Source organism: Marinobacter alkaliphilus (assembly GCF_055394375.1).
Window position 1 is genome coordinate 1,644,991 of sequence record NZ_AP043751.1, and the last position, 20,173, is coordinate 1,665,163.

General features: G+C 57.8%; 18 protein-coding genes and 1 tRNA gene. 12 read left to right on the forward strand and 7 right to left on the reverse strand.

The genetic code is table 11. The features are described 5' to 3' along the window. Positions 1 to 26 precede the first annotated feature (26 nt). From folP to pnp, 12 genes are all read left to right on the forward strand, one after another. Positions 27 to 857 carry a dihydropteroate synthase gene (gene folP / locus ACZ5Q2_RS07405; protein ID WP_230715477.1) on the forward strand — a complete coding sequence of 277 codons (831 nt, stop codon included), beginning with the start codon at positions 27 to 29 and terminating at the stop codon, positions 855 to 857. Beyond that, positions 857 to 2,200 (forward strand): phosphoglucosamine mutase, encoded by a 1,344-nt coding sequence (glmM, locus tag ACZ5Q2_RS07410; RefSeq protein WP_061330639.1) that lies wholly within the window; start codon positions 857 to 859, stop codon positions 2,198 to 2,200. Before folP ends, glmM begins: the two co-directional genes overlap by 1 nt. 84 nt (positions 2,201 to 2,284) lie before the next feature. Continuing rightward, on the forward strand, positions 2,285 to 3,043 hold the full coding sequence (gene tpiA / locus ACZ5Q2_RS07415) for a triose-phosphate isomerase (RefSeq protein WP_106694145.1): 759 nt from the start codon (positions 2,285 to 2,287) through the stop codon (positions 3,041 to 3,043). A 24-nt stretch (positions 3,044 to 3,067) separates the two neighbouring features. Then, complete coding sequence (gene secG, locus ACZ5Q2_RS07420; protein ID WP_061330637.1) at positions 3,068 to 3,445, forward strand: preprotein translocase subunit SecG; 378 nt, start codon at positions 3,068 to 3,070, stop codon at positions 3,443 to 3,445. An 8-nt stretch (positions 3,446 to 3,453) separates the two neighbouring features. Continuing rightward, positions 3,454 to 3,538 (forward strand) — tRNA-Leu (locus ACZ5Q2_RS07425). A 315-nt stretch (positions 3,539 to 3,853) separates the two neighbouring features. Then, entirely contained in the window at positions 3,854 to 4,315 is a 462-nt protein-coding gene (gene rimP / locus ACZ5Q2_RS07430; RefSeq protein ID WP_058092549.1) for a ribosome maturation factor RimP, read from the forward strand. A 54-nt stretch (positions 4,316 to 4,369) separates the two neighbouring features. Next, positions 4,370 to 5,863: a transcription termination factor NusA gene (gene nusA, locus ACZ5Q2_RS07435; protein WP_152439077.1), complete on the forward strand. Its 1,494-nt coding sequence runs from the start codon at positions 4,370 to 4,372 to the stop codon at positions 5,861 to 5,863. A 20-nt stretch (positions 5,864 to 5,883) separates the two neighbouring features. Beyond that, a complete protein-coding gene (gene infB, locus ACZ5Q2_RS07440) occupies positions 5,884 to 8,424 on the forward strand; it encodes a translation initiation factor IF-2 (RefSeq protein ID WP_230715476.1) in 2,541 nt (846 codons plus the stop codon). Beyond that, positions 8,424 to 8,855 (forward strand): 30S ribosome-binding factor RbfA, encoded by a 432-nt coding sequence (rbfA, locus tag ACZ5Q2_RS07445; RefSeq protein ID WP_061330634.1) that lies wholly within the window; start codon positions 8,424 to 8,426, stop codon positions 8,853 to 8,855. The genes infB and rbfA overlap by 1 nt, the downstream gene beginning before the upstream one ends. Continuing rightward, on the forward strand, positions 8,852 to 9,775 hold the full coding sequence (truB, locus tag ACZ5Q2_RS07450) for a tRNA pseudouridine(55) synthase TruB (RefSeq protein WP_230715474.1): 924 nt from the start codon (positions 8,852 to 8,854) through the stop codon (positions 9,773 to 9,775). The genes rbfA and truB overlap by 4 nt, the downstream gene beginning before the upstream one ends. A 78-nt stretch (positions 9,776 to 9,853) precedes the next feature. After that, complete coding sequence (rpsO, locus tag ACZ5Q2_RS07455) at positions 9,854 to 10,123, forward strand: 30S ribosomal protein S15 (RefSeq protein WP_058092554.1); 270 nt, start codon at positions 9,854 to 9,856, stop codon at positions 10,121 to 10,123. A gap of 368 nt (positions 10,124 to 10,491) precedes the next feature. Then, complete coding sequence (pnp, locus tag ACZ5Q2_RS07460) at positions 10,492 to 12,606, forward strand: polyribonucleotide nucleotidyltransferase (RefSeq protein WP_374786929.1); 2,115 nt, start codon at positions 10,492 to 10,494, stop codon at positions 12,604 to 12,606. Positions 12,607 to 12,855: 249 nt separating this feature from the next. Here pnp and ACZ5Q2_RS07465 read toward each other — a convergent pair whose 3' ends face one another. The 7 genes from ACZ5Q2_RS07465 to livH form a co-directional block, all read right to left on the reverse strand. Then, positions 12,856 to 13,746, reverse strand: coding sequence for an alpha/beta hydrolase (locus ACZ5Q2_RS07465; protein WP_464597173.1), 891 nt, complete (start codon positions 13,744 to 13,746; stop codon positions 12,856 to 12,858). Continuing rightward, complete coding sequence (locus ACZ5Q2_RS07470; protein ID WP_432210295.1) at positions 13,716 to 15,581, reverse strand: Lnb N-terminal periplasmic domain-containing protein; 1,866 nt, start codon at positions 15,579 to 15,581, stop codon at positions 13,716 to 13,718. Before ACZ5Q2_RS07470 ends, ACZ5Q2_RS07465 begins: the two co-directional genes overlap by 31 nt. Before the next feature lie 82 nt (positions 15,582 to 15,663). Further along, positions 15,664 to 16,128, reverse strand: a complete 465-nt coding sequence (locus ACZ5Q2_RS07475) for a DUF3015 domain-containing protein (protein WP_061330628.1) — start codon at positions 16,126 to 16,128, stop codon at positions 15,664 to 15,666. Between the two features lie 225 nt (positions 16,129 to 16,353). Next, positions 16,354 to 17,055, reverse strand: coding sequence for an ABC transporter ATP-binding protein (locus tag ACZ5Q2_RS07480; RefSeq protein ID WP_138435758.1), 702 nt, complete (start codon positions 17,053 to 17,055; stop codon positions 16,354 to 16,356). A gap of 9 nt (positions 17,056 to 17,064) precedes the next feature. Further along, on the reverse strand, positions 17,065 to 17,820 hold the full coding sequence (gene livG / locus ACZ5Q2_RS07485; RefSeq protein WP_061330626.1) for a high-affinity branched-chain amino acid ABC transporter ATP-binding protein LivG: 756 nt from the start codon (positions 17,818 to 17,820) through the stop codon (positions 17,065 to 17,067). A gap of 5 nt (positions 17,821 to 17,825) precedes the next feature. Further along, positions 17,826 to 19,097, reverse strand: coding sequence for a high-affinity branched-chain amino acid ABC transporter permease LivM (locus ACZ5Q2_RS07490; protein WP_058092563.1), 1,272 nt, complete (start codon positions 19,095 to 19,097; stop codon positions 17,826 to 17,828). Next, positions 19,097 to 20,020: a high-affinity branched-chain amino acid ABC transporter permease LivH gene (gene livH / locus ACZ5Q2_RS07495; RefSeq protein ID WP_106694138.1), complete on the reverse strand. Its 924-nt coding sequence runs from the start codon at positions 20,018 to 20,020 to the stop codon at positions 19,097 to 19,099. The genes ACZ5Q2_RS07490 and livH overlap by 1 nt, the downstream gene beginning before the upstream one ends. Between the last annotated feature and the right edge of the window lie 153 nt (positions 20,021 to 20,173).

Consider the following 20,173-nt stretch of genomic DNA (forward strand, 5'->3'; position numbering starts at 1 on the left):
GAACAGAAAATTTCGGAATACCTGCTATGAAAATGAATTTTGCTGGCCGTTTGGTGGATCTGTCCCGGTGCCAGGTAATGGGGATTCTCAACGTTACGCCCGACTCCTTTTCAGACGGCGGCCGGTTCACGACCGCCGATGCCGCGCTTGTTCGTGCCCGGACCATGGTGGAAGACGGCGCATCCTTTATCGATGTTGGTGGTGAATCGACCCGGCCGGGAGCGGAGCCGGTATCGACCCAGGAAGAGCTGGACCGGGTTTGCCCCGTGGTAGAGGCCATTGCCCGTGAGCTGGATACCGTGATTTCAGTGGATACCAGCAACCCCGTCGTGATGGAGGAAGTGGTCGGGCTCGGCGCCGGTTTGATCAACGATGTGCGGGCGCTCCAGCGAGAGGGTGCACCGGAAGTGGCGGCCAAAGCCGGCGTGCCCGTCTGCATTATGCACATCCAGGGTGAGCCGGACACCATGCAGAATAACCCCCGATACCATAACGTTCGGCGCGACGTCAGTTCGTTTCTGACCGAACGGATGCGAGTGGTCGAAAAGGCCGGCGTGCGGCCGGAAAACATCATCCTGGACCCGGGATTTGGCTTCGGGAAAACCGTTGAGCACAACATCCAGTTGTTGGCGACTCTGGAGCAGTTGCATTTGCTGGGGCATCCGTTGTTGATCGGGGTGTCCCGGAAATCCATGCTCGGAGCAATTACTGGCCGAGACGTCAACGAAAGGTTGCCGGCAAGCCTCGCTGCCGCGACAATATCCGCCATGAAAGGCGCAAGCATCCTCAGGGTGCATGATGTGCGGGAGACGGTGGACGCCGTCAAGGTCGTGACGGCAGTTAAGGAGGCAATCTGATGTCCCAGCGCAAGTATTTTGGAACCGACGGAATCCGGGGGAGAGTGGGCGAAAGTCCGATTACCCCGGAGTTTATGTTGCACCTTGGGTGGGCAGCAGGCCAGGCATTCAAGAGGCAGGGCCAGCGAAACAGCGTGCTGATTGGAAAGGATACCCGCTTGTCAGGTTACATGTTTGAATCCGCACTTGAGGCGGGTTTGTCCGCTGCGGGGGTGGATGTGAAGTTGCTTGGCCCAATGCCGACGCCGGCCATTGCCTACCTGACCCGAACGTTTCGGGCGTCCGCAGGCATTGTGATCAGTGCCTCTCATAACCCGCACCAGGACAACGGCATCAAGTTCTTCTCGGCTAACGGTACCAAGCTCGATGACGCCCTGGAGGCTGAGATCGAGCGCTGGCTCGAGCAGCCGATTCAGGTGTGCGAACCCAATGAGCTGGGCAAGGCAAGCCGTGTCGACGACGCTCCGGGCCGGTACGTGGAGTTCTGCAAGAGTACTGTGCCCAATGAGTTTACCCTCGATGGACTGCATATCGTACTCGACTGTGCCCATGGCGCCACATACCACGTTGCCCCCAAGGTGTTTAAAGAGCTCGGAGCCAGGGTTTCGGTGATTGGCGCAGAACCGGACGGGCTGAATATCAATCTCAACGTGGGGTCCACCCACCTGGATGCCCTGAAACAGGCAGTCTCTGAGAAGCAGGCTGACATGGGTATTGCTTTCGATGGCGATGGCGACCGTGTGCTGATGGTAGACCGCGACGGCTCAGAGGTGGATGGTGATGAATTGCTGTTTATACTGGCCTCCCAGCGTCATGCCGAAGGTCGGTTGAACGGTGGCGTGGTTGGAACCCTGATGACCAATCTGGGGGTTGAACTGGCGCTGCGTGAGATTGGCATCGAATTCGAGCGTGCCAATGTGGGTGACCGTTATGTGATGGAGCGGCTGCTGGCCAATAACTGGATTATTGGCGGAGAAGGCTCCGGCCATATGGTGATTCGTGACTGTACCAGTACCGGCGACGGTATTGTCTCTGCGTTGCAGGTGCTGTTGGCGGTTCGCCGGTCTGGCAAGACTCTCGGAGAGCTGCGTCAGGGTATGGCCAAGTTGCCCCAGACGATGGTGAATGTGCGGGTGGCCCAGCGATTTGATCCGCTCAGCCGGTCAGACATCGTTGAGGCGATGCGCAGGGCAGAGGCGGATCTGGGTGAGGCCGGCAGAATCCTGTTGCGGGCGTCGGGAACGGAGCCCCTGATTCGGGTGATGGCAGAAGGTCAGAATGCCGATGACATTGCCCGGGTTGCCGAGCAGCTGGCCCTTGTCGTGGAGCGTTCAACACCCTGATTTTGTGGAATGGGGCGGGTTGTGCGAGACAAATGTCTGCTGTATAGTTCGCCCTCCCTCAGGTCGGGACGATTGAGATTTGGTATGCGTCGCAAGATCGTAGCTGGAAACTGGAAGATGAACGGGTCGAAAGACCTTGTGCAGCAGCTGGTCGGTCAGGTCCGCGAGCAGGTTGCCAGTCTTGATGCCAGGGCAGAGGTGGTTATCATACCTCCTGCCCTTTATGTTGACTCTGTGGTTGCGCTTTGTGGCTCTGAATTGGTTGCTGGCGTGCAGAACGTCAGCCAGTGGCAGTCAGGTGCCTACACTGGTGAAGTCTCCTCTGATATGGCGAAAGATCTGGGGTGTCAGTACGCCCTCGTTGGTCATTCCGAGCGTCGCCAGTTGTTTGGTGAGTCCGACGAAGTGGTTGCCAGGAAGATCGAGCAGGTTCTGGCATCCGGGCTGACGGCAGTACTCTGCGTCGGTGAGACTCTGGAAGAACGCGAAGCCGGTTCGGCTGAGCGGGTAGTGGCCAGCCAGGTTCAGCAAGGCCTGGCGTCGGTGGCTGGTGAGCAGTGGTCGAAAATTGTGGTTGCCTACGAGCCGGTATGGGCGATAGGTACCGGAAAGACAGCGACTGCAGAAGATGCCCAGGCCATGCACGCGGACATTCGCCGGGTGCTTGCAGAGATGGGTGCGCCGTCTGAGACGATTTCAGTACTTTACGGCGGCAGTGTAAAAGCGGATAATGCGGCCGCTCTGTTTGCAGAGCCCGATATAGATGGCGGTCTTATAGGTGGTGCTTCCCTTAAGGCTGAAGATTTTGTAAGTATCTGCCGTGCGTTTCCGGTGGGTGCGTAAGCCAAAACGTTTACGAGAGTCTGTATGGATTGGATGGAAACACTGGTAGTCGTTGTTCACGTCGTGATCGCCGTGGCTCTGGTGGGTCTGGTCCTTATCCAGCAGGGTAAGGGTGCAGATGCCGGTGCTGCTTTCGGTGGCGGTGCCTCCCAGACCGTGTTCGGTAGTCAGGGTAGTGGCAGCTTTCTGACCCGTCTGACCACGTTTATGGCGGTTGTGTTTTTTGTGACAAGTTTTTCGCTGGCAATCTTCGCCAAGCAGCGTGCTGAAGTGGCAGGTGAGGCCGGTATTCCGACAGTTCAGGAATCCCGTCAGGCGCCAGCTGAAGCTGCGCCGGGTATCGAAGAATCTGCAGGTAGCGAAAGCGAGGGTGGGGAGTCTCAGCTCCCTGACCTCGAGTAAAGAATGTTGCCCGGGTGGTGAAACTGGTAGACACGCCATCTTGAGGGGGTGGTAGCGAAAGCTGTGCCGGTTCGAGTCCGGCCCCGGGCACCATATTTGAGTAAGACGGCTTGGAAGTTCCAGGCCGTTTTTTTTGGTCAGTCCTTGACCAGTCTGCGCGGCGTCTCTATACTCCGGCGGATATTGGACCTTGCAACGGCGTTGTAGTGTCCAGGCAGGCCAGGTGTCTGTCGGCAGAGGGCAGAGTTGGGTTAGCTTTCTGCGAATTCTTGCAACAAAAGGCCCCATTCATAGGGGCTTTTTGATTAAGGGGCCTGGCGCAAAGGGCCCTGGTGCATAAAAAGGGCTGATCAACAGCCCTTTTTTTGTTTTTGTAGTCCGAAAATCTGAATACGGAGGCGGCGACACTTGTCAGCCAAGCTTAAACAACTGGAAGACATTCTGCGCCCGGTAGTGGAAGGGCTCGGGTATGAATTCTGGGGTATCGAATACCGTTCCCGGGGCTATCAGTCCATGCTTCGGGTGTTTATTGATGATGCGGAAAATGGCATCAGCATTGAAGACTGCGAGAAAGTCAGCCGTCAGATAAGCGGCGTGATGGATGTGGAAGACCCCATCCAGAGTGAATACACTCTGGAGGTGTCGTCGCCGGGTATGGACCGGCCACTGTTTCGTCTCGAGCAGTATCAGGAATTCGTTGGCCATCAGGTTCAGATCAAGCTGCGCATGGCGTTTGAAGGCCGGCGCAAATTTACAGGCCTGATCAAAGGTATAGAGGGCGATGAAGTCATCGTGGTTGTTGATGACCACGAATACCTGTTGCCTTTTGACAGTATTGAGAAAGCCAACATCGTACCGGTTTTTGAATGACCCATTCGAACAAGACTGTGGATGCATCGATTATATTGAGGGCAGGGCAATCCAATGAGTAAAGAGATCTTGCTGGTAGTAGAATCCGTCTCGAACGAGAAAGGTGTCGAGAAAGACGTGATTTTCGAGGCGATCGAGCTGGCGCTCGCGACCGCTGCCAAGAAGCGTTATGAAGATGAAGAAGCGGACATCCGGGTTGCCATTGACCGCCGCACCGGAGAGTACGAGACCTTCCGCCGCTGGTTGGTGGTGGACAACGACGCCGTTCCAGCGCTGGGTACAGAGCTTACCTTCCAGGAAGCCGAAGAGATCAGTCCAGACCTGAAGCCGGGTGACATCCACGAAGAAAAAGTGGAATCAGTCGCCTTTGGACGTATCGGTGCCCAGGCTGCCAAGCAGATTATTTTCCAGAAGGTTCGCGAAGCTGAGCGCATGAAGATCGTCGACAGCTACCGCGACCGCGTTGGCGAGCTGGTGTCCGGAACGGTCAAGAAGGTGACACGGGACAACGTTATTGTGGATCTGGGTGGCAATGCCGAAGCACTTCTGCCCCGTGAGCATCTGATTCCCCGGGAAACCTTCCGCATGGGCGACCGCGTGCGTTCCCTGTTGCTGGAGATTCGCACCGATCATCGGGGCCCGCAGCTGATCCTGAGCCGTACCGACGCGCAGATGCTGATTGAGCTGTTCCGCATTGAAGTGCCGGAGATTGCTGAGGACCTGATTGAGATCCGTGGTGCAGCCCGTGATCCCGGCTCCCGTGCCAAGATTGCCGTGAAGACCAACGATCGCCGTATTGATCCCGTGGGTGCCTGCGTGGGCATGCGGGGCTCTCGGGTCCAGGCCGTGTCCAACGAACTGGGCGGCGAGCGTGTTGATATTGTGCTGTGGGACGACAACCCGGCCCAGTTGGTCATCAACGCCATGGCGCCGGCCGAGGTTGCCTCCATTGTGATGGATGAAGACCGCCACACCATGGACGTTGCCGTCGCCGAAGACAATCTGGCCCAGGCCATCGGCCGTAACGGCCAGAACGTTCGTCTGGCCACTGAGCTGACCGGCTGGACTTTGAACGTAATGACCGAGGAAGAAGCCGGCGAGCGCCAGGAGCAGGAATACTCTCGCCTGGTTGAGCACTTTACCGCGCACCTGGACGTTGACGAGGAATTTGCCGGTGTCCTGATCGACGAAGGCTTTACCTCGATTGAGGAAGTGGCGTACGTGCCGATGGAAGAAATGCTGGCCATCGATGGCTTTGACGAGGAAACCGTCACAGAGCTGCGCCGTCGTGCCAAAGACGTCCTGTTGAACCAGGCGTTGGCGAGTGAAGAAGCCCTGGAGGGCGCAGAGCCCGCCGAAGATCTTCTCAACATGGAAGGCATGGACCGTTCACTGGCGTTCAAACTCGCCGGTATGGGCGTGCGTACGATGGAAGATCTGGCTGAGCAGTCAATTGACGAACTGCTTGAAATTGAAGGTATGGATGAAGAGCGTGCTGGTCAGCTGATCATGACCGCGCGTGCCCCCTGGTTTGAAGACCAGGCCTGATTCGGGAGAGGAGGACCAGTATGGCTGATGTAACGGTAAAACAACTGGCCGCAGATGTAGGCGCTCCCGTGGATCGTTTGCTGAAGCAGATCGTGGAAGCGGGCCTGAAATCCCGCAGTGAGAACGACGCTGTCACCAGTGATGAGAAGCAGCAGTTGCTGACCTATCTGAGAAAGACCCACGGTGAAGCTCAGGCAGAGCCGAACAAGATCACCCTGAAGCGTAAAACCACCACCACGCTGAAGGCCGGTAAGGCAAAAACCGTGAACGTGGAAGTGCGCAAGCGCCGCACCTATATCAAGCGTGCGGAACTGCAGCCGGAACCAGAGGTTGAAGCACCGAAGCCGGAAGAGGTAGCGGAACAGCCTGTGGCTGAATCCCCGGTGGTCGATGAAGCACCGAAAGTGGCTGCAGAGCAGCCGCAAGAACAGCCGGCAGAAACCGCCGCTCCATCGGAGCCGGCAGCGGCCGAGCCTGTTCAGGAAGAAAAGTCCGAACCCGAACTGGAAACAGCGCCGGAGGACATTCCCATGCCTCCGCCTGAAGACGAAGGTCGGGATCGCAAGCCAAAGAAAAAGAAAGAAAAGGTACGCGAGCGCGGCGACGATATCGAAGAAGGCAAGCCGAAGAAGAAGCAGGCTGGCCATCGCGGCCCTCGCAGCCGTCCGGTTGAAGAACCGCTGGTTATTTCCGAAGACGAGGAAGAAACCGTTCCTCGCAAGCAGCTGCGGGCTAAAAAGAAACCGAAAGAAAAGCGTCATGCTTTCGAGAGGCCCACAAAGCCAATGGTTAGAGAAGTACAGATTCCGGAAACCATCACCGTCGGTGATCTTGCCCAGCGCATGGCTGTCAAAGCCGCTGATGTCATCAAAACCCTGATGGGAATGGGCGTTATGGCCACCATCAACCAGGCACTGGATCAGGAAACCGCCGTTCTGGTAACCGAAGAGCTGGGCCACAAGCCCAAAGCGGTCAGTGAAGATGCGTTTGAAGAAGAAGTGCTGAGCGAGATTACCGAGCTGCACGAAGGCAAAGAAAAGATCAAGCGTGCCCCGGTTGTGAGCGTGATGGGTCACGTTGACCATGGTAAGACATCCCTTCTGGATTATATTCGTCGCACCAAGGTTGCGGCTGGAGAATCCGGTGGTATCACCCAGCACATCGGCGCCTACCACGTAGAAACCGATCACGGCATGGTGTCGTTCCTGGATACCCCGGGCCACGCGGCGTTTACCGCCATGCGTGCGCGCGGTGCCCAGTGCACCGATATTGTTATCCTCGTTGTGGCTGCGGATGACGGTGTTATGCCGCAAACCAAGGAAGCGGTTCAGCATGCACGTTCTGCCGGTGTGCCGCTGGTGGTCGCCATCAATAAGATGGACAAGGAAGAGGCGGATCCGGACCGCATCAAGAACGAGCTGTCTGCCCTGGATGTGATTCCGGAAGACTGGGGCGGCGATGTACAGTTTGTGCCTGTGTCGGCTCATACAGGTCTTGGCATTGATGATCTTCTGGAAGCCGTCCTGCTGCAGGCCGAGATTTTGGAACTTGAAGCATCACCGGATGCCTCCGCCCGCGGTGTGGTTGTTGAGTCCAGCCTGGAGCGTGGTCGTGGTTCTGTTGCGACCGTTCTGGTTCAGAACGGCACCCTGCGCCAGGGCGACATGGTCGTGGCCGGCTCATTCTACGGCAAGGTTCGGGCGATGACCGACGAAGCCGGCAAGCAGGTCAAGGAAGCTGGCCCGTCCATTCCGGTCGAAATTCTTGGCCTGAATGGCACACCGGATGCTGGCGATGAGTTCTTCGCCGTGGCTGATGAGAAGAAAGCCAAAGAACTGGCCGAATTCCGCCAGACCCGCGAGCGCGAGCAGCGTCTGCAGCGCCAGCAGGCCGCCAAGCTGGAGAATATGTTTGAGAACATGGGTAAAGACGAAGTCAAAACCCTTAACGTTGTTCTCAAGACCGACGTTCGTGGTTCCCTGGAGGCCATCACCAAGGCCCTGCAGGACCTGGGTAACGAGGAAGTTCAGGTCAAGATTGTTTCGTCTGGTGTTGGCGGTATTGCCGAGACAGACGTGAGCCTGGCCATGGCCACCAACGCGGTTATCTTCGGTTTCAACGTGCGTGCGGATACCGCTTCCAAGCGCCTGGTGGAGCAGGAAGGTCTGGATCTGCGTTACTACAGCATCATCTATAACCTGATTGATGATGTTAAGTCCGCCCTGACTGGTATGCTCAAGCCTGAGTTCCGGGAAGACATCGTGGGTATCGCCGATGTGCGGGACGTGTTCCGTTCACCGAAGTTTGGCCAGGTGGCCGGCTGTATGGTGACCGAGGGTACCGTATACCGTAACAAGCCGATTCGCGTACTGCGTGACAACGTGGTTATCTTCGAGGGCGAGCTGGAATCCCTGCGTCGCTTCAAGGATGACGTACCGGAAGTCCGCAACGGTATGGAGTGTGGTATCGGTGTTAAAGGCTACGACGTGAAAGTGGGCGATCAGATCGAGGTGTTCGATCGCGTTCGCGTTGAGCGTCAGCTCGAATCAACGGGGGCCTGATGGCGCGGGAATACAGTCGCATAGATCGTATCGGCGATCAGATGCAACGTGAACTGGCCCAGCTCATCCAGCGCGAGGTCAAAGACCCTCGCGTTGGCATGGTCACGGTGAATGCCGTCAAGGTCAGCCGTGATCTGGGCTATGCCGATATTTACGTTTCCCTGTTGTCGACCGAAGAGCTTACCGAGCAATCTCCGGAAGTTCAGGATTCCCTGGCGGTGCTCAACAAGGCCTCGGGATTCCTGCGAGGTCAGGTCGGGCGGGCGATGAAGCTGCGGGTGGTACCCCACCTGCGTTTCCACTTCGACAGCCTGCTTAACCAGAGTCGCAAGATGGACCGTCTGATTCGAGAAGCCGTTGGGGATCAGCCTGCTGTTCCTCGCGATGATAACGATGATCCGGTTTCAGATAATCCGGAGCGTGATGCTTGAGCCGAAGACGTAAAGGCCGTGACGTAAATGGCATCCTGGTGATCGACAAGCCCCAGGGTGTCACCTCCAACGGGATTCTGCAGCAGGTCAAGCGCCTGTATGGCGCCGCTAAGGCGGGCCACACAGGTGCGCTTGATCCGCTCGCCACCGGTGTTTTGCCGCTGTGTTTTGGTGAAGCCACCAAATTTTCCCAGACCATGCTCGACAGTGACAAGGCGTATGTCACGACCGCGCGGCTGGGTATCCGGACAGAAACTGGAGACAGCGAAGGCGCAGTGGTTGAGGAAAAACCGGTGCCTGCATTGACTGAGGCGCAGGTGGAAACCGTGCTGGAGCAGTTCCGGGGTGATATCCAGCAGGTACCGTCCATGTACTCTGCGCTCAAGCACCAGGGCCGCCCGCTCTACGAGTATGCCCGTGAGGGTATTGAGATTGAGCGCCCCGCGCGCCCCGTCACCATCTACGACCTGACTTTGTTGGCGGTTCGCGAGCAGGAGCTGGACCTGGCGGTTACCTGTACCAAGGGTACGTATATACGCTCACTGGTTGAAGATATTGGTGCGGTACTGGGGTGCGGTGCCCATGTCAGTGCACTTCGGCGCACCCTGGCCTCCGGGTACACTCTTGAAAATGCTCACGATGTCAAAGACCTGGAAGCCATGCGAGAGCGAGGTGAGAGCCTGGATGGGTTGCTGCTGCCGCCGGAAAGCGCGTTGACTATGTTTCCCGAGTACCGGCTTTCTGGCTCGGCACTGGTATCGATATTGAACGGACAACCGGTTAGAATACCGGGTCAGTCCCTTGAAGGCTTCGTGCGTGTCTACGGCGATCGTAACTTCGTGGGATTGGCAGAAGCTATGCCGGAGGACGATGACACCAAACTGGTGCCGCGCCGTCTGGTAAAGAACAGCGGCGGGTAACACCGCCGCTGATTAGCCGGGCTGTAGAGATGCGCGGTTCGGCCGGATTTATCAGCATCGCAAACCATGAGGTGTAATATGGCACTGTCTGCCAATGAGAAAGCTCAGATCGTTAAGGATTTTCAGCAAGTTGAAGGCGATACCGGTTCTCCTGAAGTACAGGTTGCACTGCTGAGCGCCAACATCAACAAGCTGCAGGATCACTTCAAGGCCAACAAGCAGGATCACCATTCCCGCCGCGGCCTGATCCGGATGGTAAACCAGCGTCGTAAGCTGCTGGACTACCTCAAGCGTAAAAACGCTGACCGTTACCTGGAGCTCATCCAGCGCTTGGGTCTGCGTCGCTAATCCGGTTTAGCGACCTGAAGGCTGGCCCGGGGTTGCCCGGGTTCAGCCGCGCTTCTCTCCCACTGTCTGTGTGTGCCCGCTCAGGGGATGCCAGACGGTGTTTATGCTGCAGTTGATTTGTCAGTGAAACCGAAGGATTTTCTCTGTCTAATGGAAAGCCGATATTGATAGCAGGTTGTTGAAAAGCCCGGGAGCCGCACACAGTTGGCCGCTCGCCAACCGGGGTTTTGCAACAGCCTGTTAGCTTTCAGACGGGTTGCCTTTCGGTTCACAGATCAGACTGCTGCGGTGGTAAAGAAAACCTGGCAAGGGTGAGTGTCACCCGGCCAGGTATTAACCGTTGAAAAGAGCAGGAGTTTATTGTGGATCTGCAACCACGTAAGAAAACGTTTGAAATGGGTGGCGAAACCTTCACCCTGGAAACGGGTCGTGTTGCCCGTCAGGCAACCGGTTCCGTTCTCGTGTCTACCGGCGATACCGCTGTTCTGGGTACCGTTGTTGGCGCCAAAGAAGCCAAGCCGGGTCAGCCGTTTTTCCCGCTGACCGTTAACTACTTCGAAAAGACCTACGCAGCCGGCAAAATCCCCGGTGGTTTCTTCAAGCGCGAAGGCCGTCCGTCCGAGAAAGAGACGCTGACTTCCCGCCTGATCGACCGTCCGATCCGCCCGCTGTTCCCCAATGGCTACATGAACGAAGTACAGGTGATCTGTACCGTCATGTCTGCCAGCAAGAACCACGATCCTGACATCGCGGCGATGCTGGCGGCGTCTGCTGCGCTGGCGATCTCCGGTATTCCGTTCGATGGTCCTATCGGTGCTGCCCGTGTTGGTTTCACCAACGATAAAGGCTACTTCCTGAACCCCACCTTTGAAGAGCTGGCCAGCTCTGATCTGGACATGGTGGTTGCCGGTACCGAAGACGCCGTACTGATGGTTGAATCCGAGGCCAAAGGCCTGACTGAAGACCAGATGCTGGGCGGCGTACTGTTTGGTCATCAGGAAATGCAGGCGGCCATTACCGCCATCAAGGAATTTGCCGCTGAACACGGCAAGCCGCGCTGGGAATGGCAGCCTGAAGCCGAAAACACCGAGCTTCTGAATGCCATCAAATCCGAGTTCGGTGGTGCCATCGAAGAAGCCTACGCCGTGCGCGACAAGATGGCTCGCTACGAGCGTCTGGGCGAGATCAAGGCTGCCGCCGTCGAAAAACTGGCCGGTGAAGAAGAAGGCCAGCCTTCTGAAGAACTTGTGAAGAAGTACTTCGGCAAGGTTGAGAAGGCTGTGGTTCGCCAGCAGGTTATCGATGGCAAGCCGCGTATTGATGGCCGTGACAACAAGACTGTGCGCCCGATCGAAGTGGAAGTTGGCATTCTGCCGTCTGTTCACGGTTCTGCTCTGTTCACCCGTGGTGAAACCCAGGCCATCGTAACCGCCACTCTGGGTACCACCCGTGATGTGCAGATCATCGATGCCCTGGAGGGGGAGCGCAAAGATCCGTTCCTGTTCCACTACAACTTCCCTCCGTATTCAGTAGGTGAAGCTGGCCGCGTTGGTACTCCGGGCCGTCGTGAAGTGGGTCATGGTCGTCTGGCCAAGCGTGGCGTTCTGGCGGTTATGCCGACCATTGAAGAATTCCCGTATGCCATTCGTGCGGTTTCCGAGATCACCGAATCCAACGGTTCCAGCTCCATGGCTTCCGTGTGCGGTTCTTCTCTGGCACTGATGGACGCCGGTGTGCCGATCAAGGCACCGGTGGCCGGTATCGCCATGGGTCTGGTCAAGGAAGGTGACAAGTTTGCCGTTCTGACTGACATCCTGGGTGACGAAGACCACCTGGGCGATATGGACTTCAAGGTTGCCGGTACCAAAGAGGGCGTTACCGCCCTGCAGATGGATATCAAGATCCAGGGCATCACCGACGAGATCATGGAAATCGCCCTGGAGCAGGCCCACGCTGCGCGTCTGCACATCCTGGACGAGATGAACAAGGTGATCTCCACGCCGCGTGCCGAGCTGTCTGAGCGTGCACCGAGCATCACCACCATCAAGATCCATCCGGACAAGATCCGTGACGTTATCGGTAAGGGCGGTTCTGTGATCCGTTCTATCTGTGACGAGACCGGTGCGTCTATTGACCTGGACGACGATGGCAATGTGAAGATCTACGCCGATAACGCAGCAGCTGCACAAGCCGCCGTGAATCGGGTGAAGGAAATCACCGCCGAGATCGAAGTGGGCGCAATCTACAAGGGCCGCGTTGAGCGCATTGTGGACTTCGGTGCCTTCGTTAACATCCTGCCTGGCAAGGATGGTCTGGTGCACATTTCCCAGATCTCTGAGCGCCGTATCGAGAACGTGACAGACGAGCTGAGCGAAGGTCAGGAAGTTCTGGTGAAGGTGCTGGATGTGGACAACCGTGGTCGCGTTAAGCTGTCCATGAAGGAAGTTAAGGAAGGCGAGCAGCCGACTGACTTCGCTGACTGATTTTTCAGTTAGTCAGTATTGAGAGAGCCCGCCTGTATGGCGGGTTTTTTCTTTTCTAGGCCTCGGACCTTTGTGCCCTGCAGGGGTTGGGAGAGCCTTTTCAAAAGACGCTACGAGCACTTCCCTGTGCGCTTCGTTCGGGCCATCCATGGCCCTCAAGACTTTTGAAAAGGCTCTCCCAACCCCTGCTTAAACATCGTTCGGGGAGTCTCGTGTCTTTTGGTCCGTGAGTGTCCGTGTCGTCCGTGGCTAAAAAGCCCCGGCCATGAACTCCAGCACCGCCTCCCGATAAGCGGGCAGAATAAAGGTCGCGCCGTGAGGTGTATCGGTCCGGAGGAAGTTTTTGGGCTGTTCTGCGGCTTCATACAGTCGCATGCCGTGGTGGAACGGGATAATGCCATCACGGGCGCTGTGGATGATTTTGACGGGGACCGGGGTGATGTTGGCGATGCGGTCTACACCTTCGTAGTCGTCGGTGATGCTCCAGCTCAGGGGGATCTGGAACGGCCAGGTTAGCCAGAACTCGCCGAGTTTTTCACGGGCGATCAGGCGGAAGCCGGAGAAGGTGCCGTCGAGGATCACGCCGCTGAGTTGGGGTTGTTCGCTGCGCTGTACCCATTCACTGGCCAGGGCGATGCCGAGGCCGCCGCCGAGGCTTTGGCCGAGGAGGAACAGGGGATGGTCGTTTTCGGGGTGGCGTTCTGCGAGCCAGCGCAGGCCGGTTTCGGTGTCGTGCAGGGCGCCTTCTATGTCTGGCGCGCCGGTGGATTGGCCGTAGCCCCGGTAGTCTATGGCAAATACGTTGTAGCCTTGCTCCGGCAGCCAGGCGACGTTGAGGATGTGGGCGCTGACGTTCTGGGCGTTGCCGTGCAGGTAATAGACCGTGCCTTTGGCGGGTTCTTCCGTGAGGGCGGGCAGCCACCAGCCGTGGAGGGTTTCACCATCGGCGGTGTCCAGGTAGATGTCTTCATACTCCAGGTTCAGGCGGTCCGGGGTGATGTAGGTTACCTTGTCCGGGTAGAAGAACACGCTGCTGCAGCCGGTTTGCAGCAGGGCGAGCAAGGCCAGCAGGGTGAGTGTTGCCGGCCGCTTGTCCAGCCTGGAGAGCGTCAGAAATACGCGTGAATGCCAGCCTGCCATATGCTTTGGTACCTGTTGAAGTGGTCTTCCCGGGTGAATTCGGCAAACAGGCTGAATTCCCGGCCGATGTGCAGATTGCCTTTAACGTACAGCTGGTCTTGCCGGTGTTGGCTGCTGATGATCCAGGCCTTGGTTTTGGCGCCGGCCAGAAGGCTAAACCGGTTGTTCTGGTGCAGCAGGCCCAGGTCAGCGCCCGGAGCGAAGTCGTAGCCGCGGCGGATGTCATCGTCGATTTCCAGGTCGGCGGTGGCGACGGCGAAGGCTTGGGTGTTGTAGTTCAGGCTCCAGCTCCCACCGGCACCGCCCTCCAGGTAGGGCGTGAGCACTCGCTGTGTGCCGGTGTCTGTGCGCCGTCCGCCGAAGCCTACCTGCCAGGAAATGGGTGAGAAGAACTGGTTGCGAGGGCTCAGGGACCGGATTTCCACGCCCACAATCTGTTCCACCTGAAGTTCATCATTGTCATGGTACAGCCGCGCGTCCAGCCGCAGGAACTGCAGCTGGGCACCGGAGCGGTAACCTTCCGGCGGGTCCAGTACGTCATGGTAGGCCGGGCGCAGGGTGAGCTGGGTGAATTCGGCGTGGTCCAGTTGGCCACTGCCGAGGCTTACTCGAAAAGTGTCGTGGCCCTGATCGTCGCGAACCACAGGCTCCGGGACAGGAGGTATCTCCTTTGCATTGTCTATCCGGCTGCGTGAAACCAGCAACTGATGTGACAAGGGGGCCGCGAATTCCCTCGGCCAGCTCCTGGCTTCGCTTTGATAGCGCACGTAATCGTAGGTGGCGTCCAGCACCCAGGCCTTTTCCTGGTCGGAGAGCTCTTGCATCTCCGGGCCATCTACCTGCACATAGCCATTGGCGATGGCAGCAGCCAGGGTTTGATGGTCCCGGGGCAGGGTATCGAGGCTGTGGCTAACGGCCGTAGCAGCCGAGGGCCGGTAATGAATGCTCTCGACAAGGTTGGCGTCCCGCACCCAGCGTACCGTGTCGGATGGAATGGCGTGTGTGCTGACTTCACCCAGCAGGTTGGTGCCCGGGCGCGCGGCATCAATCAGTGCCAGCAAGCGATAGGCGCAGTTCTCGTCAAAGAAGTAGTAATCGAAGTTTTTGTCCTGAATCTCCCAGGTGTGGGCCAGCATGGTGTCTACTTCCGGCTGGGTCAGGTTCAGGGTGTATTCCCATAAGTCCCGGTGTTCAATGTCGTTATAAAGCCGGATCATCTCGTAATAGGGTCGGATGGAGGTAATTCCGGGATAGCCGCCGAAAATTCCCCGATAGGCAAATAGCAGCTCGCTGTCGTGTTCAGCTGCGTCCGCTGCGTAAGAAATGGTATTGGCCAGCAGCAGGTCGGCTTCTTCATCCTCCTGGGGTGGGTCCAGTCGAAGGAAGGTGTGGCCGAACATGGACGATGGGCTGTTCAGGTACGAGGCGGCGAACACCAGTGTGACCTTCTCGGTGTTCAGTTCGGCCGCCCACTCGTCATAAGCGGGGCAAACGACAGGATCAGCGGGCAGGTCGAGCTGTTCCCGAAGCCAGGCATCCCGGGCCGGAAAGCGGCATCGGGCGTGATCGTTGCCTTCACCTGGCTCCTGAATAGCGGCAAGCGTTGCTTCTAGTTCTTCCCTGGGTGAGGTTTTGCCGTTCTCGCTCAGAAAAAACGCAGAGTCGTCTGCCTGACTGGTGTAGCCGGCGCCAAATCGATCAGGCTGGTAGTGACCAAGGGTCAGCCATACCGGGTGCTGGTGAAGTTCATCGGGTGCAACGGCAAGGGCGGCCTGGGCCGAGAGTGAGCATGCAAGCCACAGAGCGGCCTGCCGGGGGCGCAAGATGTTACCCATAGGGGAGATCAGAGTCCGGATTGCGATTGGGTGCAGGAGGGCGCCATCCGTGGCGCCGCGTCAATCCTTTGGGAATGCGTTATTACGCAGCCACGTACTTGCTCAGAGACTCGTTCTGCTCGAGCAGGGAAACGATAGCATCTACCGCTTCACCAGAGGTGGTGTCAGAGTTCGGGAAAATACTGGCGAAGTTGTCTTGCAGCACTTTGCGGAAGGCCTCACGGTCAGCCGCGTCTACACCCAGCAGTACCGCCAGGGTTTCCAGATTTTCACCGGAGCCACGGGACATGTCACGGGCAACCTTGTCGATGTTGCTGTCCATGTACATGGCCATGGACTGAACAGACTGGTTAGTCTGGCAGCCGAGGGTACCGGTAGTCATACCGAAAGTCTGGTTACCGAAGGTTCCGTTGGTGGTGGCGGCCAGTACGTGCGGCGCAACGCCGGACTGTCCTTTCCAGATCATGGCGCCTACGCCACAGCCAGGCTGAGCGAATGCCATGGAGGAAGCACCAAGAAGAATTGCACCTGCGATCAGTTTTTTCATTATCCACTCCTTTATGTGGTTTTTTGCTTTCGTCGCATACCCTGCAACCTGTAAGTCCTGAATCGGCTGCAAGCTAACGGCCCCGATATGGTTACCGGTGATTGGTGTGACCGTTGGGTTCAGTATAGATGAAAACCCGTGTTTGGGAAGAATACAAACTGACGGATCAAAGGGTTATTGATATCTGTCACTTCGAATTCTGTCGTTGTCGGCGGCGGGTAACGATCACCCGCCCAGATAAGCCTCCCGCACCTCCGGATTGGCCAACAGGTTTTTACCTGTATCGTGCAGCCGGATACGCCCGGTTTCCAGCACATAACCCCGGTCGGCCAGGTTCAGGGCCTGATGGGCGTTCTGTTCTACCAGGAACACGGTGATGCCTTCCTCCCGAAGGTGGCCGATGATCTCGAAGATCTGTTTGATGATAATCGGCGCCAGACCCAGTGACGGCTCGTCCAGGATGATCATCCGGGGTTTGCTCATCAGTGCCCGGCCGATGGCGAGCATTTGTTGCTCGCCGCCAGACATAGTGCCGGCCCGCTGGTGTTCCCGCTCCTTCAGGCGGGGGAACAGCTCGTACACGTGATCCTGGCTTTTACGGATCTCGGCCTTGGTGTTGAAGAACCCACCCATGGCCAGGTTCTCTTCCACGGTCAGCCCGGAAAAGACCCTCCGGCCCTCAGGCACAATGGCGATACCGGATCGCATGATGTTAGAGGTGGCCTCATTGGTAATATCCCGGCCTTCCAGGATAACCCGCCCGGCGCTGGCCTGGGGGTTGCCGCAAACGGTCATCAACAGGGTGGTTTTGCCCGCGCCGTTGGCGCCGATCAGCGAGACGATCTCGCCTTTGTTCACTTCAACCGATACCCCGTGCAAGGCCTCGATCTTGCCGTAGTGGGTGTGCACGTTTTCCAGTACTAGCATGGTGTTTCCTCAGGCCTCGCCCAGATAAGCTTTGATAACGTCATCGTTCTGGCGCACTTCGTCCGGTGTGCCTGCAGCCAGGGGGCGGCCCTGATTGATCACGGTAATCCGGTCGGAGATGTCCATCACCAGGCTCATGTCGTGCTCGATCAACAGTACCGAGACGTTGTAGTCCTCTTTGAGGCTGACAATCAGTTGATTGAGGTCTTTGGTTTCTGCCGGGTTCAGGCCGGCGGCCGGTTCATCCAGCATCAGCAGTTTGGGCTCGGTCACCATGCAGCGGGCAATCTCCAGGCGCCGTTGCTGGCCGTAGGCCAGATTGCCGGCATCCCGGTTGGCAAGATCAAGCAGACCCACCCGCTCCAGCCAGTAGGCCGCCCGGTCCAGGGATTTCTGCTCCCGTGAACGGTAGTTGGGGGTTTTAATCAGTCCGGACAGCAGGTTGGTGTTCAGATGCCGATGCTGGGCCACCAGCAGGTTTTCCACCACGGTCATTTTGTTGAACAAGCGAACGTGCTGAAAGGTCCGCACCATGCCCAGCCGCGAGATTTTGTAGTCGGGCTTGCCTTGCACCTCTTTGCCTTCGAACAAGATCTTGCCACCACTGGGCTTGTAGAACCCGCTGATGCAGTTAAATACCGTGGTTTTGCCGGCACCGTTTGGCCCGATGATGGAAACGATTTCGTGTTCCTGCACATCCAGGCTCACCTGATCGACGGCCAGCAGGCCGCCGAAGCGCATGGACAGATTTTTTACATCCAGCATGTCTGTCACTCCTGCCGTTTCAGTTCAATGTGAATCCGCCGCATGGGCATCAGGCCCTGTGGTCGCCACACCATCATCAACACCATGGCTGCACCGAACACCAGCATGCGGTAGTCGGCAAACTCACGGGCGAGCTCCGGCAGTATGGTGACCGCAATGGCGGCGAGTATGACGCCGATTTGCGAGCCCATGCCGCCGAGCACAACAATGGCCAGAATGATGGCGGATTCAAGGAACACGAACGACTCCGGGCTGATAAAGCCCTGCTTGGAGGCAAACACGGTGCCGGCAAAGCCGGCAAAGAACGCGCCGATGGTGAACGCTGAAAGCTTCACCGCGGTGCGGCTGAGGCCCAGTGAGCGGGCGGCAATTTCATCTTCCCGCAGGGCTTCCCAGGCCCGGCCCACTGGCATGCGCATCAGTCGGCGAATCACCAGAGCGGTGATCACCGCCAGTACCAGGGCTATCAGGTACAGGAAAATCACTTTGTGCTCGCCGCTGTAGGCAATACCAAAGGTTTCGTGGAACGAGGTATTGCCTTCTTCCTTAACGCGCCGGCCGAATTCCATTCCGAACAAGGTGGGTTCGGGAATGCCGCCGATGCCGTTGGGGCCGCCGGTAATGGAGGTCCAGTTATTCAGCAGAATCCGGATAATCTCCCCGAAACCAAGGGTCACGATGGCCAGGTAATCGCCCCGCAATCGCAGTACGGGAAAACCCAGTACCAGACCGAACAGGGCGGCGAGCAGGGCACCGATGGGCAGGGCCATCCAGAACGAAATGCCCATGTACTGGGACAGCAGGGCAAAGGTATAGGCGCCCACGGCATAGAAGGCGACGTAGCCAAGATCGAGCAGGCCGGCAAGACCAACCACCACGTTCAAGCCCAGCGCCAGCATGACGTAGATCAGCACCAGAGTCGCCAGATCCACCGAGCCCCTGGACACGAAAAACGGCCAGAACAGGGCCAGCACAATGATGCCGGTCAGTGCCCAGGACTCCAGTTTTACCCGCTTGGCCTGGGGCATGGGTTCACGGCCTGCCAGTGGGTTCAGCGCTGGCAGTTTGCCGAGATTTCCCATGATGGTGTCGCGATACAGCTGGAAGAAAAACACTATGGCGGCGGCTACGAACACCGAGATAATGGTGCTGGCATCGGCGCCTTCCAGGCCGACCCGGGTGCCCCGGGCAACCAGGTTAAGGCCCAGGATGGGGAAGGCGATGACCATGGTGACCACCGCGCAGAACAAGGCATGTTTGAAGTTGTGTGCTGCCATCAGATCTTCTCAACCTCCGGTTTGCCCAGCAGTCCGGTGGGTTTGAACAGCAGAATCAGAATCAGAAGGCTGAACGACACCACGTCTTTGTACTCTCCGCTCAGATAGCCGGAGGTCATGCTTTCGGCAACGCCCAGAATCAGCCCGCCCAGCATGGCGCCGGGGATGCTGCCGATGCCGCCGAGCACCGCCGCAGTAAAGGCTTTCAGGCCGGCGATAAAACCGAACAAGGGGTCCACCGAGCCGTAGTACATGCCCAACAGCAGGCCGGCCACCGCAGCCAGCGCGGCGCCAATCACGAAGGTGGCGGAGATGATGCGGTTGGTATCAATACCCAGCAGGTTGGCCATGCCCAGATCCTGGGACACGGCCCGGCAGGCGCGGCCGATGCGCGAACGGGAAATAAACAGCGAAAGGATGGTCATGCAGACCAGGGTGGTGATGAAGATGGTGATCTGCATATAGGAAATCGACAGCTGGAAACCTTCGCCCGTACCAAAACGGAAGCTGCCATCAATCAACGCCGGGAAGCCAACGTTGCGTGAGCCCTGCGCCAGGTGCACGTAGTTTTGCAGGAAAATAGACATACCGATAGCGGAGATCAGTGGAATCAGTCTGTGCCGGCCGCGCACTGGCCGGTAGGCTACCCTTTCCACAGCCCAGCCCATGGAGCTTGAAACAATCATGGCGCAGATCAGCGCGACGATCAGCACCAGCGGTAACCAGGCAATGCCCAGGGTGGCGAGGCCGGTGATGGCGATCAGCGCGGTGTAGGCACCGATCATGTAGATCTCACCATGGGCGAAGTTGATCATGCCGATGATGCCGTAAACCATCGTATAGCCGATGGCGATCAGGGCATAGGTGCTGCCGATCGTCAGCCCGTTGATGAGCTGCTGCGAGAAATAAAGGAGGTCTTGCATCTGTGTGGAACTCCGAATGCCTGCTGCCCGCACTCCTTGTCCCTTTGACGGGGTGTCCGTCAGGTAGCCAAGCGGGTCAGCAGAAGCCCAGAAAAACACCTTCCCCCGGGTTACGGCGAGAAGGTGTTCTCATAATGACCGTCTGTAAACGAT